1 protein-coding gene is annotated in these 293 nt (G+C 68.6%); it reads left to right on the top strand.

Annotation, left to right across the window (positions count from 1 at the left end; all coding sequences use genetic code 11):
• On the top strand, nt 1–293 hold a 293-nt coding region (locus G154_RS00070; protein WP_036478474.1), incomplete at both ends, for a DUF222 domain-containing protein.

Genomic DNA, 293 nt, shown 5'->3' with positions numbered 1-293 from the left:
ACCGCACGGCACTGCGAGGACGAAGACGAATCGTCGGCGTTGAAGCTGATCGACGGATGGGCACTCGCCAAAGCCGAGATCACTGCGGCCTGCACTCTCGGACCCCGGGCCGCCAGTGCCCAGATGCGCATCGCGATGGCCCTGCGTGACCGGCTGCCCCGCACCGCCGAGGTGTTCGCGCAAGGGTCGGTGTCGGCGAAGGTGATCGCCGCGATCACCTGGCGCACCCAGCTGGTCTGCGATGAGGAGGCGTTGGCGTTGATCGATGCCGGGATCGCCGGCACCGCCCACCA

The sequence above is a fragment of the Mycobacterium sp. VKM Ac-1816D genome, assembly GCF_000416385.1.
Lineage (GTDB): Bacteria > Actinomycetota > Actinomycetes > Mycobacteriales > Mycobacteriaceae > Mycobacterium > Mycobacterium neoaurum_A.
This window is presented reverse-complemented; position numbering and strand designations above follow the sequence as displayed.